Below are 14,910 nucleotides of genomic sequence, written 5' to 3' on the forward strand. Positions count from 1 at the left end.
CGTACCAACTACGTGAGCCGCGTCTCCAGGGCATCGAGCCGCTGTTCAAAAGCCTGGGTTTCTTTCCGGGCCATGTTGATGAAGGGGTTATCCTCCACTCGACCTAAGACGGCTTCCATCTCGGCCTCATTGCGGAAAGTCATTTTTTTAAAGGGGTCCCGCCAGTCCTTAGCCCTGCTTTTATATACTTCGGCTTCTATCCAGCGGCGTGTTTCCCGGCCTTCCTGGAGGAGCTTCTGCAAATCGCCCCCCTGCATCAAACTTTCTGAGGTAAAGGGAGCAGATCCATCAAGGGGGGGTATCTCCAGGAGGACTGCCCAGGCGTGGATTGCCGCATCCCGGCGATAGGAAGCGGCCATAGCTTCATAGCGGGCATGGATTTCGTCCCAGGATGTAAGCAGTCCCTGGCGTATATCCTGCCGCAGCGCATCGAGCCGGGAAGATGGAACAATCTGTCCACCCAGGTTTACCCATTCATGTTCCCGCTGTGCCCCATTTTTTTGGTACCCTTCATTAAGCTCTGCCAGAAGTTCACCTATTCTGGTATCGGGCCGGGATTCTGCATAGGCAAGCAGTGCCTTAAGGGCATAGTAGCGGAGCATTCTGTTATAGGCCCGCCAGGCTTTCCTCGGTTTCAGCACCAGGGCGGGCCGCTTATGCCGTTCCAGGCCCTCCGTATAGACCTCGAGCCCACCCATGCGGTTTTCCGCCGCAGCCAGGAGGTTTCTGCCAAACTGGCGGAGGGCACCTTCTGTATAGGTGTCGGGATTTTCTCCACCTGCAAGGATCGCGGCCCGCCCGGTCCACAGCTCCAGAAGGTCCATTGCATACAAAATTTCTTCCGCCGTATCAGGGGCGAGGTAATCGGTTTCAATCTGCTGTATTTTAACGACCCGCTTATCCCTGTTGGCCGCTTTCCATGCATTGCGCTCCAGGGCATACATGTTGTACATCCAGAAATAGGCCGGCATGACTTCCAGCCGGTCCCGGGCAACATCATGGTTTACCAGCGAAAAAGGAAGGGGGATATCAAGCTCATAGGGATAGTCCCCTTTCGCAATGAGCACATAGGATGCGAAGCGGCTTGGATGTTTCAGGGTTACCGATAGGCCCGGCCAGAAGCCCCTGCCCGCCCGGATTTCCCCGTCGTTGGCACGGCTATTATGATTAGAACCAATCGTAGCTCCCGCCGCAATATTGGACTGTCCCTGCACGAGGCTTGCGATAAGAAAGGAATTATTATGATGCTGTTCATGGGCCGGAAAAATGAGATTATTGAGCATTTCACAGCAGGAAACGGTAGAATTATCTCCTAACACAGAGTGGATGAGCCGGGCTCCGTATTTCAGGTTGCTGTTCCGGCCCATCACAAAGCGGACGGCTTTACAGCCATAAAAGATATGGCAACCATACCCAATAATGCCGTTAACCAGTTCCACCCCTTCGCCGATCTGGGTAGGTTCATCGGCGCTGGAAAGGATGGTCAGATTTTTAAGTTTGTTAGCACCCTTAATATAGGCACAGGAGCCAATAGCCACATCCTTAATGATGCCGCAGCCCTTAATGACTGACCAGGACCCAATGGTCCCATATCGGCCCCGGCCTGCGCCATATTGGTTTTGAGTAATATCCTTAAGCTTTGTCACCAGTTCCGCATCATCCCGGTAGGTAGCCCAGAGATAGGCATCGGCAGGAATCATATCCTCGAACGGAAGGATGGAGCGGCCTCCAGCCTCATTCATCACATCAATCCAGATCCGTACATCCTCCGATTCTCCAGGAGTCAAAATACCATTCCCGAATTTGGCATGATTAGACACCTGGATTTCATCAACCCTGCTGATGATGACCTGATTGCCAATAATGTAATGGGAAATATAGGGACAATTTTGTATGGCACAGTCATCGCCAATGTCACAGGAGATAATCGTGCTATCCCGGATTCCTGCAGGTATTTTATAATCATGGTATTGAAGCAAGTTTTCCCGCACTGCCCCAAGCCGTACAAGCCCGTAAAACTGTGAACTACGAATTAAATGAGGATTAAAGGGGTCGCTCACAAGAAAATCATCCCAATTAGCGCAAAAATTGTTGTTTTTTACTAAAATCGCAATTTCATCTGCCCGCAGTTTCCGCCAATTTTTTGCATTTTTACCAATTTGCTGGTTTCTTTGCCAATATTCATCGCTGCCTTCGGGCAAAAACTGGCTGTCTATAAAACCATAACCTAATTTTCCTGAAACGATATGGCTTATCTGGTGCATATTGTTCATGTAATCTCCCCCAACAGTAAACTTACCTTGACAATTCGATATAAATCAGCGCTTAATACATACCATGGATCAAAAATCAGCTATCCATCGCATAGGTTCTGCCCTTCGCAAAGCCTGGAAGCCCTCACTGCAAACCATCCAGTTTTTACTTTCTGTTATGATTCCCGTCTCACTGGGGGTACTGATCCTGGAAAAAACTGGTTTACTTTTTAACATATCCCGTTTTCTTACACCTTTCATGCATCTCTTGGGGCTCCATGGGGAAAGTTCCCTGGTCATACTCAGTGCTATGTTTATGAATAACTATTCGGCCATTGCGGTTATAGAAACCCTGCATCTTCCCCTACGAGAGATTACGATTTTAACGGTGATGAGCCTCATCGCTCACAACCTTATTGTAGAAAGCACTGTTATGAAGAAAACAGGTTCTTCGGTTACAAAGATGGTCTTCCTCAGAATTTCTACTGCCCTTATAGCCGCATGGATTTTAAATTATATCCTTCCGGCAGACTTTGGTGCAAGCAACATGCAGACTATTTCTGAAACAATAACTACTCCACAACAGTTCATGATGCAGGATATTCCCCAGATTTTTAAGTCGTGGACCCTACAAACAGGAAATCTCATACTTAAAATTGTTATCTTAATAAGTCTCCTCATGGTGGCTCAAAAAATCATGGAAGAATTCGGTTTGCTGGAATTCCTGGGGAAAATCACCGGGCCTTTTATGCGTCTTTTAGGACTTCCGCCCTCGACAGGATTTCTCTGGATTGTGGCGAACACCCTGGGTCTTGCCTACGGATCGGCAATCATGATTGAACGGGTTGAATCAGGGAAGCTCAGTCTTTCCGAAGGAGACCTTTTTAACCATCATGTGGGGATCAGCCATTCACTACTGGAGGATACCCTCCTTTTTATGGCCATTGGAGTCCCCCTTTTCTGGGCCGTGGTACCCCGTTTTATATTGGCTATTATCATTGTCTGGATGGAACGGGGCAGGCGAATCCTCTTTAGGAAATCCTTCCAGGTCGGAACTCTTTAATACCCTATTGGTAAACCTTCAACCCTGCACCGTATTGCCGTATTGCTATTTCATCTGTCCAGATTATCCAGAATATGAAGCATCTTCCGGAAGGGAGAATCGGGCTTTTTCAATTCCCGGGAGCCACGAGTAATTTTACAGAGGGAAAGTCCCAGGGTACTGGCTATTTCTCGCTGAGGTATTTTGTTATCCAACGCTTTTACCAGAGCCCAACGGGCTGCAATATCCGCAGTTTCCGATGGAGTTAAAAGACTACGTAAAAAGTCTGCGATAAGTTCTGCATCCGATGTGGCAGCCAGGGTTCGTGAAAGTTCTTTAAGGTTCATTTCTACGGCAGGATCATCAATCTTCATGCTGTTACTATACATTGGAAATACTAACTTTTCCAGAGAAATCCTGTACGGCGTAGAAAAGAACCCAAACCAGCCATCAGTCCCTTTCACCAGGTGTCCAGTTCATCAATTTCTGATATAACATGCCTATGGCACTTATATCATTGGATTCGGTCAGTAAAACCCTCGGGGAGACATCCCTGTTTACCAACGTATCATTTAGCATAGAAGCGGAAGAACATATCGGCTTTGTGGGCCCTAATGGGGCTGGAAAATCGACCCTGCTTAAAATACTTGCCGGGATCCTGGAAGCAGACCAAGGAACCATTACTCGAAAACGGGGTCTGCATATCAGCACCCTGGATCAGGTCCCCCGATGGGAACGGGGGGATCGGATTCGGGACTTTCTCTTCCGTTCCACCGATCCTCTGGTACAGCTTGTGGACCGCTATGAACGGGTACTGCAGGATCCAGCCAGTTCACCGGAAACCATCAGTGCCCTCAATCATGAAATGGAAGAACGGGGGGGATACAACGTTGAACATCGTTTTTCATCGCTCCTGTCTGAATTGGATATCCAGGACCTCAATGTACCCATGGAGACCCTTTCGGGCGGTATGGTTAAAAAAGTCGCTCTGGTCCGCTGTCTAGCCAGCGACACAGACCTGCTCTTGCTGGATGAACCAACCAACCACCTGGATATCGATACGATCGAATGGCTCGAAAAAAAACTTATCCAGAGCGGCAAGGCTTTTGTGCTGGTTACCCATGACCGCTGGTTTCTCGATACGGTCTGCAATGTCATCATTGATATTGACCGCCGGGGAGTAGCTAAATATCCAGGGGATTACAGTGAATACCTTGAACGGCTTGAGGAACGGGCCCAGATTTCTGCAGGGAGGGAACGCCGCCGGGAAGCTATACTCCGAGTGGAACTTGAATGGCTGAAACGGGGTCCCAAAGCCCGGGGCGGGAAAGATAAAAAACGAAAAGAACGGATCCGGGAACTGGTACAGGGCCGGCCAGAGGCCCCCGAAGCAAAACCAGACGCGTTTCGTACAAGCCAACGGCGGCTTGGCGGGAAAGTGTTGGAACTGCACCAGGTGAGTAAATCCTATGAGGGGAAACCGGTGCTTAAAAACTTTTCCTATACCCTATCTGTGGGGGAGCGTATTGGGATTATCGGGCCCAACGGAAGCGGAAAATCTACCCTGCTGAATCTTATCGCCGGCACTATTGAGCCTGACAGCGGTACTGTAGTCAGGGGAGAAACGGTCGCCATCGGTTATTTTGACCAAACCGGAGCAGCCATGAACGCCAATTCGAGCATCCTCGAATATGTGCAAAGCGCAGCAGAACGCATTTCATTTGATGATGGGACAGAGCTCACGGCAGAACAATTTTTGGAACGATTTGGTTATCCCCGCTCTATGCAATCACAAAAAATAGAAAAACTTTCAGGAGGAGAGCGTCGCAGGCTCCAGCTGGTACGGCTGCTCATCGCAAGCCCTAATGTACTTCTCTTTGATGAACCCACCAACGATATTGATATTGGAACCATTGCGCTCCTCGAAGACTTTCTCAGGCATTTTCAGGGCAGTGTCATCGTTGTATCCCATGATCGTTCATTTCTGGAAGGTATGACCGACAGCCTCTGGATATTTGATGGCAAGGGGAATATCCAATCCTATGTGGGAACGTACAGTGCATGGCGGGAACAGCAGGAACTTCTCCAGGAACAGATTGAACAAGAGCGGGGACCGAAATCGGCTCTGGTCCCGCAGGATAAGCTGCAGAGGGAACCTATAAAAGGGCAGAAACAAAAGCTCAGTTTTAAGGAAAAACGGGAACTGGAACAGCTTTTACCAGAAATCTCTGCCCTCGAGGAAGAAAAGACAGCCCTCGAAGCGGCTTTTTCCCATCCTGAAAGTCCCTTGGCCAGAGACGGAAAGGCCCTTGCAGAAGCGCACCGCCGTTATGAGACTGTTCTTCATCTTATTGATGAGAAAACCCTTCGGTGGGAGGAACTGGCTGCTCGCTCTGATACATAAATCGCAGAGATTCTACATGATTGCGTCCCTTTGTCTTTGCCCGATATAAAGCATCATCCAGGGTCCTGAGCAGAGCCGAAGCAAGAGATTCTTCATCTGAAGTTGTATCATCACAGACTACAAGACATATCCCGATAGAGATGGAAAGTTGAATCCTTTCTCTGCCAATAACAAGAGGTTCTTCAAGGATCTGATTACGTACAGCCTCTGCCTGTTGCTGCGTAAAGGCAAGATGTGTTTCCGGATCCACCCCCGGCTCTCCGCTCAGAATTGCCAGAAATTCCTCACCGGACCAACGGCCAAGCAAAACCTTTTTATCCAGAGCACGGGCAAAACGGTGAGCACACTCGGTTACTGCCTGGTCTCCTAAAACTTGACCATACCTATCATTCACTTGTTTCAGATGATCTATATCACCAAGCATAAGGGCAAGACTGAGTCGATGGGTTTTACAACGGCCAATTTCCTTTATAAGCCAATACCAGAGTGTTTTTCTGTTAGCAAGTCCGGTGAGATCATCTATGGATATAAGCTTATCAACCTGCACCGATAACTGCTGCAAACGGCTGGTAGTTTCACTCAACGCCCTATTAACCGCAGCAATCCTGGTTCGGCTCGTTTTAAGCTCAATCTGGTTCATTAAGCGAAGCCAAAACTCTTCTGGGTCTATTGGTTCCTGAACATAATCGAGACCACCGATACTTAAAATACTAAGTAAATTTTCTCGATCCACTTCTACTTGCTTCGCTGGAATTACAACTAAGAGGGGTGTTTTATATACTTGAACCCATTTATTAATAAGTTCCCGGCTAGCGTCGAGTTGTTTCTGATCCGCAGGAACATCAAATATGATACCATGGACCTGCTGAATCGGATAGGTTTGGGCAACATCAAGGGTAGCCTCAAAGATATTAACTTGTTTTTCCTTTAACAATTCCCGAAACCATCTTAGTCGATCTTCAGAGCTTCCTACAAGCAACAGTGTTAAGGATGCATCCTCATGTTGCACTACTGGAATTAGTTCTGATTGTTGTTTTATTTTTTCTTCAAAACCATGACCGAAGGTGACAAAATACTGAACATCGTTACCAGTAGCAGGTACCTGAGGTATGTCTATTCTGAACCGGGTTCCACCCTGTTCAGGGGCCTCACAACGTATTGTACCTCCCATAAGATCCAGCAAACGTTTTGAAATTGCCAGCCCCAGTCCGGTTCCCCCATATTTCCGGGCAATCTTGAAATCCTGCTGGCTAAAGGGATCAAAAAGACGGGCCCGAAATTCTTCAGAAATACCGATACCGGTATCGGTAATTTCAATACAAAGATGGTATCTGGTGAGACCATGGATTTCTCTATTCTGAGAACCTTCAGGTTTTGCATCAATAAAAAGGCTTACTGAGCCAGCATCAGTAAATTTTATTGCATTGCCTAACAAATTTACCAAAACCTGGCGAAGCCGGTTCTGATCCAGCATAATAGTCTTTGGTACAGCTTCGGTGATTTGAATCTGGACGACGAGCCCTTTTTCTTCAGCATTAAATCTGAAAATATCGAGCAGTTCACCTGCCAATTGGCGTATTTCAAAAGGAATTGGCACTAGCTCGATACGCCCCGATTCAGCCTTTGTCAGGTCAAGAATATCATTAATTATAGCAAGCAGGGATCGCCCTGCGGTATTGATAGAAGTAAGGTAGCGAAGACCTTTTTCATCCTGGATATAGGGTTGTAACAGAGAACTATAGCCTAGAACAGCATTAAGAGGGGTCCGCAGTTCATGGCTCATGGTAGCAATAAAGAGACTCTTGGCCTTACTTGCCTGTTCTGCATCTATTCTTGCTTGTCTGAGCCGTTCTTCAATTTCCAATTGTCGGGTAATATCATGACCTGCAGCAATTACCAGATTCCGATCTGGAACTCCGACAGCAGACAAAGCGATCATCATCCAACTGCCATCGGCGCGCCTAAAACGGACATGAAAATCCTTGAGGGGAACCCCCGATAGAAGCAATTTTGAAGCTTCAATCAGCCGTTCCCTATCATCTTGAAATACAAATTGCAGAACCGAAACCCCCACCAATTCATGTTCTGGCCAGCCCGTATCGATAACCCAGGACTTGCTCACCTTTTGGAAATAACCATTCATATTGATGATACATAAATAATCCAGGGTTACCTCAAAAAAGAGATCCAAATCCCGTTTAGCTTCCCGTAAGACCCTGGATCGTTCTTCGACCCGTTTTTCCAGTTGTTCACTCAATTCTCTGTATTTTTGTTCACTTTCTTTAAGGGCTTCCTGGGTCCGGATACGGCCAGTTATATCGATAAACATAACAAGTACACCAGTCACTGTCCCAGATGCATCCCGGACTGGGGTCTTTATCGTTTCTACCCAGCTTCGCTCATCTCCCTGAACATGTTCTTCTATAAAGCTACGGCTTAAACCACTCTCAATGACATCCCGGTCATCGGCCCGATATTTTTGAGCAAGCTCTGAAGGATACAGATCCGCATCGGTTAATCCTACAAATTCTTCAGGTTTTTTATTGTGCAGCATAGCAAAGTAAGAATTAACAAAGAGATAAATGGACTGGCGGTCTTTCAGAATAATTGCTTGTGGTACTATATCAATAATTGTCCGTACTAACTGGTCATACTGGTTCTGGGTTAATCTCAATTCCCTGCTTGCTAATTCACCCTGCAAACGAAGTACACTCAGTAAAAGAATCCCAAAGCTAAAGAGAATTCCTGCTATTGTCATAACAAAGAGGATTACCGTATAAGATTCTGAAAACAGTTTTAAAAATGTTAATGAAGTAATTAAAGATAAACCACGAACAAAATAGATACAGGCAACCAATAAACAAACTATACCAATAAAATTGGACAATACCCTCTGATTTAATATCAAAGCTTTTAAATTTTGCCTTTTATAAACCAATCCTTCACGGATAATAAAGATTCCATTAGACAAAAATAAAATAGCAGACATCCATGATAACAGAGCCTGGTTCCAACCTTGAGAGACCGAAAAAGATAAAAAAACTATTTCAAAAATAATGGTACCAAAGGCTGGTAAAAAGAACCATGTACTTTTTATTTCGAACAACTCATTAAAAAAACATCTATAACCTACACCAATATACGAAATACCAATCAATAACAGAGGATATAGAACAAGGTTTCCAATTACTTCATAGTCTGAACCGATATAAACAAGCCCAACCAAAGCCAGAGATATAATAATATTAGCTAAAGCTATATGCAGTAAACCTCTAATACGATTTTCAAACGCATTATGAAATATGATCAATAATAATGCGAGAAAGAGACCACCCATTGCAAAAATGAGAGATGGACTAGTAATAGTAATGAACCTGGTTATTGAGTTCATGAACTGACTAAAATTATCGAATTTGTTTATTCTTTTCTCAAGAGCTGAGAAATAATATATAAAAGAAGAGCCAACAATGAGGGAAGCCCTAATAAAATAGTTGATGGAATTGAGAACATACCCTGGGCTTCTATTCCTAATCGTTCAATGAATGTAAAGATAATAGCTGCTAGGGCTACACCCCAAACACGTCTGAATCCAAGATACACCATAACCAGGGCAATCCATCCTTCTCCCGTGGTTCCCCCCGGAGTATATGCGCCAACTTTAACGGTAATGATGCCACCTGCAAGAGCGGCTAGCATCGCTGCCACTACCCAGGCACCATCGCGGTAACGAACCGGATCTATTCCGCGCTGTAGAAGGACTTCGGGCCGTCGGCCAGAAGCCCTCAGTCGGAGACCTATAGGAGTATGATAAATTACAGCATAGGCAAGTATCATAATCAGAAATGAGATCCAAACAAAAAAATACATATCCACACGAGGGAATCGCGGATCTCTAAGAACACCTTTAGTATGATATAGCAACACTGATACGGTCTCAATGATACCTACAACCCCCAAATTGAGTGCGAGGGCTGAGACAAAAGGATTCGCACTAGTCCAGCGGATAAAACGAGATAGTAACCAACCGATAAAACCAGTTAATATCATCGTTATTAGGAAACCAATTGAAAGCGAATTGCTCCATACACTAAACACCCACACTAAAAAAGATCCCAGGGCAAGAGCCCCTTCTAAAAAAACCGCCAGGTAACCAGAAAAGTCACTGACCAGAGCTCCTAAACTGGCAAGCAACAGGGGCATCGAAGCAACAAGCAGTGCATGAATCATGGTTTCCTCCAGAAACGGGGAACATATCGGACTGTTACAAATAACAAAACTATCGCTTGAACAAAGGCTGATGTTTCAAACTGGAGCCCTGATGCAAGAATCGCCACATCTGAACCAGCCTTAAGCCATGCAAAGATTAACGCTGCAGGGAACAGTGCCAGAGGATCATTACGGCCAATCAGAGCAACTGCGATACCACTCCACCCTAAGCCGCCCGAAAACCCCTGATGACAGAGCCCATAGGTACCGGCTACTGCAAAAAAACCGGCAAGCCCATGGAGTGCTCCCGAAAACCCTAGGGCGTACACCCAATAGGTCGGAGCTGGGAAGCCACCAAAACGGGCAAATTCAGGGCTAGCACCTGCAACACGGAACCGGTAGCCACCCTCAGTTCTGTTTATCAATATATAAACTAATAAAACAAGACCTATGGCCCAGATGAGGGATACAGATAAACTTGAAGGTAGCAACAGGTGAGGCAGAATCCTATCTGAAGAAAACCGACTACTAGCTAAAAGATTTCCTGACTTATCACGCAACGGGCCTGCAATGAGATAATCTGCTACGGGCGTAAGGCTCGCTGAAAGTAAAAAGCTGGTAATAAGCTCATCTGCGCGGGCAAAACGTTTCAAAAGTCCCGAAATGACCCCCAGGCAAGCCCCTAGGACTATGCTCCCAAGAGCCGCAAGTATCAGTGCAAGGGTACCTGGCAAAAGAGGAAACGAAAGGAGTATCACCGTTGCACTAAGGCCACCAATATATATCTGGCCCTCCCCACCCAGGTTAAAGGTGCCACCACGAAAGGCTACAGTAACACCCAGGGCAGTCACAAGATACAATGCCACCAGATCCAGAGTATTACCAATAAACCAGCGGGAAGACCAGGGGCTAATAAAGAAACTTTTCAATGTAACAAAAGGATTATCAGTCATAAAAAGAATGATGACACAGATAAGCAGAATCCCGCTTCCTAGTGCGAAGAAGGATCCCCAAAAAGCACTGGTACGGGTTTTCATATATTTTTTCATATGAGGCCTTCCTGACCTTCAGGTTTAGCATCACTGCCGACCATAGCGGCAGAAATTTGCGGTTTTAATAGGTACCGTTGTACCGGATCAATAGGAACATCCACTTCCAGAACATTCCGGCCATCCCGTAATACCATAACCCGTGTAGCAAGTCTGAGGAGTTCATCCACATCGGTAGAAAAAAGAAGTACCGTTCCACCCCGTTGCAGATAAGCTGTAAGCCGTTCATGAAGCAAAGCTCTGCCAGCAGCATCAAGGCCCCATCCCGGCTCAGACAGTACCAGTAATAAAGCCTCTTCTGCAAATTCCCGGGCAAGAATAAGCCGTTGAAGTTGACCACCAGAGAAAGCCTCAGCTGGACTATCGAGCCGGCTCTGTATACCGCTCTTTGTAAGGAGTTCATCTGCCCAGTACTGGATTGCCTTCAGGTCTAAAAACCGGGGCCAGAATCGGTGATTACGCAAAAATCGCTGAGTAAATCTCCGGTGGGCATGGACGATAAGAGAATCCAGTATAGGCAGTTTTAACGCAAGGGCCCGCCCGAGCCGGTCTGCACTGACATAGGCCCCACCGGCTTTCCGAAAGGCAAGAGGCCCTTTACCTTCCAGAGCAGTTCCTTTCAGCGTTATATATCCATTTTGAGGCGAAATGAAGCCAGTGACTGCATGCTCCAGGGTTTCCAATCCACTATCCCGAACACCTGCGACACCATAGACCTCACCGGGATATACAGAAAAACTCAAATTCCGCAGATGGGCCATATCCTTCTGACTAACATACAACTGCTCCACGGTAAATAACGGAGCCCTTGCCTCAAATTGGGATTTACTATACAACAACCCCAGCGCAGGAAACGTCTCAGCTTGAAATTGCACAACCTTTTCAGGTTGAATACAATCAACCGCATCACCAAACATAAGGGCAGTCAGTTCTTCAGGGTTTGTTTCTGAACTACGCCGTGTTGCAACGGTCTTTCCCTGCCGGAGTACTGTAATGCGATCTGCGACCGAGAGGGTTTCTTCTAGTTTATGGGAAATAAGCACAATCGCCGTACCATCAGAACGGAGTTTCCTCAATAATGTAAAGAGCCGTTCCGTTTCCACAGGGGTCAGGACCGCCGTGGGTTCATCCAGAATGATACAGGAGACCCGGTGCATGAGCAGGGTAAGGATGGCCGCTTTCTGTCGCTGGCTTATGGTTAAGCTTTCGGTACGAGCGGTTGCATCCAGATCAAAGCCCCACTGATCTGACAGGTCCTGAAACCGTTGCCGGCCCAGGCGGCGATTGAGGAAGGAAAGGCCTGGGACCGGGAGCCCAAGCTGGGCATCTTCCCAGCAGGTAAAACCCGGGACCAGAACCGGGTGCTGGCGGACCATACCGATTCCGGCTAGTAAGGCCTCCCGGGGACTGTGAAACATACGGGGGATCCCATCAATCAGGCGTTCCCCCGTGGTCATACCTAAGTGTCCTGCGAGAATATGCATCAGAGTAGACTTACCTGCCCCGTTTTCGCCGACCAGAGCATGAATTTCTCCTGACAGGAGCTCAAAATGGGCTCCCGAGAGGGCCTGAACACCGTTGGTTGGAAAATATTTGGTCACATTCCGCAGGCTTATTGTCATATTGTATCAGTAGACCCTATTTACTTAGCTCTGTTCCATCCTCCCGGAGTGACAGGGTACCATTCCTGAATCGGGCTACTATGTCAGCCATTCGTTTCCGGATGGGCTCGTTCACGGTTTGTACATACAGCGGATCATCATCCACAAAATCTACATAACCATCAGCTACACCAACCAGCTCTGCTTTACCGAAGGGAAGTTTCTCCTCCAGATAGAGCTTCGTTTTTTTATAGGCAGCCTTGTCCTGTCTGAGAATGGCACTTCCCACGACCACCCCAGGCTTTATCCCATAACCATTGACATCAAACCAGACAACCTTAGCTCCGCTATCAGAGGCAGCCTGAACCACCCCCTGGTTGGCACCTCCGGAAATGGGGAGAATTACTCGAGCACCCTCCCGGATCATACTGGAAGCAAGTTCACTTCCCTTATCCGCATCATACCAGTTGCCTACCACCCGGAAATCGACGGAGAAATTGCTGTCTACAGCCCGGGCACCCTGGAGGTAGCCCGGAAGGATAATGGTATTCATAGCAGGATATTCCTGACCTGCGATAAGGCCCAGCTTGGGTGTACCGCTTGATGCACCTGATGATCCGCCCCTGCCGCCCTGGGTAGTCCCTGCATTCTGAGCCACCAGGGCCGCTACATAGCCCGCCAGGAATGCCTGTTCCCGCTGATTATAGCGGAGGGTATAGATCTGCAGATTACCTGCAAGCTGTCCATCAAATAAGAGAAATTTTTGTTTGGGGAACTTGGCTGCCACGGCCTCACAAATAGCGGGCATCGCTGGGTTGGATGAAATGATGAGATCATAGGCACCACTGGCGGCAATACTTGTAATTTTAGATTCCCATTCAGCCTGATTAAAGCCCCCTTCAATAACCTTAAGACTGGTACCAGACTTTTCATCTACCGCCTTTTGAACCCCTGCTACAAGCATTTCATAGATAGGACTTCCGGAGGTTACACCGGGAACAAAGACTACAATCGATTTTCCCGACTTGTTGTTCCCGGATCCTTCAGCAGAACCGCCTGCAAAGGCCAGGCTGATACTGCCCGCAAGCAGAACACAAAAAAGAACAGCTTTGCCTCCAAAAGGCGCAAAGGACCGATTAAAAGACCGTCTCAACAATCCCGAAATGAACTGTAATTCCCTTTGTGTCATCATGGGAAACCTCCAAAAAAGGATATGCATTCCAGGGCAAAAAAAAGCCCCGGAGTATATCCAGGGCATGGTTTGCTCGAAAATGATGGGTTATACCGAAGGCCCGGCCGGTACCTTCTTCCCTCGATTTTCTTTCATCCGGACTATACCGTCGGCACCGGAATTCCACCGGTTCAGTCAGCTGCTGACTTACAGCAGCCAAGTCGCGGGCTATACCGCCGGTAGGGAATTATTCATCAATCTTAATATATATTGATGAACTCACCCGACCCTGAAAATCTCAATATAAAGAACCTTCTTTAGGTTCATGCATACATAATACTACTCAAAGGCTTCGGGTTCGTCAATAAGCGCTGGACCAAAACAATCATGTTTCGTATAGTAGGACCATGATTGGATTCCTTATTAAGAAAACCTTCTTTGATCTCTGGGACAACCTGTTCAGACTTGCCATAGTTAATCTTGGATTTATTATTTCGGCAGCAATCCCCATTTTGCTCCCCACAGTCCTGGCTGACATTCCCCTGCTTGCCCTGGTGGTAATTTTAGCAGGAACCTTCTGGTGCATTCTCTACCTTGTTGCAACAGCCCTTTCAGTAAAGTCGATTTCCGACTACGGCTCCTTTGGCTATGCAGACTTTGTTAAGAACCTTAAAGAGGGGCTTCCCACAGCCCTGCTCATTTTCATTACCGCAGGATTTTGGTTCCTTTTAGCCTATGTAGCCCTGCCCTTCTATACCAAACTTGGTACCATGGTCGGGCTCTTTGCTGCATCCTTAGTATTCTGGACCCTTGTTATTTTGTTGATGGCCTTCCAGTATCTTCTGCCGATCCGGGCTCGCCTGGACCGCAAGGCTGGTAAAATCCTGAAAAAGAGCTTTATCCTTTTTTTCGACAATCCCCTTTTCAGCATATTCCTCTTTATCCACAATCTGATAATTCTTGTTCTATCATTTTTTTTGGCCTTTCTTGCACCAGGCCCGGCGGGTATCCTCCTCTTCCTAGATGAAGCTCTCAGGCTCAGGCTCCTCAAGTATGACTGGCTCGAAGCCCATCCCGAGGCAGACCGTCGTCACATTCCCTGGGAAGAACTCCTTGCAGAGGACCGTGAAAAGACCGGCACCCGCAGCCTCCGCAGTTTTATTTTTCCCTGGAAGGATTAGGCAG

Annotated in this window: 10 protein-coding genes and 1 riboswitch; of the genes, 3 read left to right on the plus strand and 7 right to left on the minus strand. The window is 47.1% G+C overall.

Annotated features, from left to right (window positions below; all coding sequences use genetic code 11):
* Positions 1-8 precede the first annotated feature (8 nt).
* A complete protein-coding gene (locus SPICA_RS13435; protein ID WP_013970027.1) occupies positions 9-2,273 on the minus strand; it encodes a DUF4954 family protein in 2,265 nt (754 codons plus the stop codon).
* Between the two features lie 64 nt (positions 2,274-2,337).
* On the opposite strand from SPICA_RS13435, the gene SPICA_RS13440 reads away from it, so the two are divergent.
* Positions 2,338-3,315 carry a nucleoside recognition domain-containing protein gene (locus SPICA_RS13440; protein ID WP_013970028.1) on the plus strand — a complete coding sequence of 326 codons (978 nt, stop codon included), beginning with the start codon at positions 2,338-2,340 and terminating at the stop codon, positions 3,313-3,315.
* A 50-nt stretch (positions 3,316-3,365) separates the two neighbouring features.
* Here the strand turns inward: SPICA_RS13440 and SPICA_RS13445 are convergent, their stop codons facing one another.
* The gene (locus SPICA_RS13445) at positions 3,366-3,668 is read right to left on the minus strand and encodes a Trp family transcriptional regulator (protein WP_013970029.1); all 303 of its coding nucleotides are present in this window, start codon (positions 3,666-3,668) and stop codon (positions 3,366-3,368) included.
* Between the two features lie 128 nt (positions 3,669-3,796).
* Here SPICA_RS13445 and SPICA_RS13450 point away from each other — a divergent pair, with 128 nt between their 5' ends.
* Positions 3,797-5,698, plus strand: a complete 1,902-nt coding sequence (locus tag SPICA_RS13450; protein ID WP_013970030.1) for an ABC-F family ATP-binding cassette domain-containing protein — start codon at positions 3,797-3,799, stop codon at positions 5,696-5,698.
* On the opposite strand, the gene SPICA_RS13455 is transcribed toward SPICA_RS13450, so the two are convergent.
* Genes SPICA_RS13455 through SPICA_RS13475 form a run of 5 tightly spaced genes read right to left on the minus strand, consistent with a single transcriptional unit; the run spans position 5,643 to position 13,746 of the window.
* Positions 5,643-9,089, minus strand: a complete 3,447-nt coding sequence (locus tag SPICA_RS13455) for a diguanylate cyclase (RefSeq protein WP_013970031.1) — start codon at positions 9,087-9,089, stop codon at positions 5,643-5,645. The two genes, SPICA_RS13450 and SPICA_RS13455, sit on opposite strands and share 56 nt — an antisense overlap.
* Before the next feature lie 26 nt (positions 9,090-9,115).
* Positions 9,116-9,925, minus strand: a complete 810-nt coding sequence (locus SPICA_RS13460; protein WP_013970032.1) for an ABC transporter permease subunit — start codon at positions 9,923-9,925, stop codon at positions 9,116-9,118.
* Positions 9,922-10,953 (minus strand): ABC transporter permease, encoded by a 1,032-nt coding sequence (locus SPICA_RS13465; RefSeq protein WP_013970033.1) that lies wholly within the window; start codon positions 10,951-10,953, stop codon positions 9,922-9,924. Before SPICA_RS13465 ends, SPICA_RS13460 begins: the two co-directional genes overlap by 4 nt.
* On the minus strand, positions 10,950-12,575 hold the full coding sequence (locus SPICA_RS13470) for an ABC transporter ATP-binding protein (RefSeq protein WP_013970034.1): 1,626 nt from the start codon (positions 12,573-12,575) through the stop codon (positions 10,950-10,952). Before SPICA_RS13470 ends, SPICA_RS13465 begins: the two co-directional genes overlap by 4 nt.
* Before the next feature lie 16 nt (positions 12,576-12,591).
* On the minus strand, positions 12,592-13,746 hold the full coding sequence (locus tag SPICA_RS13475; protein WP_013970035.1) for a BMP family ABC transporter substrate-binding protein: 1,155 nt from the start codon (positions 13,744-13,746) through the stop codon (positions 12,592-12,594).
* Between the two features lie 119 nt (positions 13,747-13,865).
* Positions 13,866-14,026, minus strand: a riboswitch (FMN riboswitch).
* 106 nt (positions 14,027-14,132) lie between these two features.
* On the opposite strand from SPICA_RS13475, the gene SPICA_RS13485 reads away from it, so the two are divergent.
* Complete coding sequence (locus tag SPICA_RS13485; RefSeq protein ID WP_013970036.1) at positions 14,133-14,906, plus strand: hypothetical protein; 774 nt, start codon at positions 14,133-14,135, stop codon at positions 14,904-14,906.
* Positions 14,907-14,910: the final 4 nt, after the last annotated feature.

The organism is Gracilinema caldarium DSM 7334, from assembly GCF_000219725.1.
GTDB lineage: Bacteria > Spirochaetota > Spirochaetia > Treponematales > Breznakiellaceae > Gracilinema > Gracilinema caldarium.